This window comes from Bacillus pretiosus (genome assembly GCF_051294775.1).
Lineage (GTDB): Bacteria > Bacillota > Bacilli > Bacillales > Bacillaceae_G > Bacillus_A > Bacillus_A wiedmannii.
The window spans coordinates 1-256 of record NZ_JBPPHF010000707.1; the positions used below are offsets into that span (position 1 = coordinate 1).

General features: G+C 38.7%; 1 rRNA gene. It reads left to right on the forward strand.

Annotated features, from left to right (window positions below):
• Positions 1 to 155: 155 nt before the first annotated feature.
• A 5S ribosomal RNA gene (rrf, locus tag ACSG5Z_RS32825) occupies positions 156 to 256 on the forward strand; the annotation flags it as partial.

Here is a 256-nt window from a genome sequence, read left to right on the forward strand (position 1 = left end):
AAGCATGGTGACATGTGGAGCTGACGAATACTAATAGATCGAGGACTTAACCATATAATATGAAGCAATGTTATCTAGTTTTGAAAGAATATAAAAAACTTGTTGACTTTAAAAGTTAAATAAGTTACAATGATTCTTGTCTTAAATGAATACAGTCTGGTAATGATGGCAGAGAGGTCACACCCGTTCCCATACCGAACACGGAAGTTAAGCTCTCTAGCGCCGATGGTAGTTGGGACCTTGTCCCTGTGAGAGT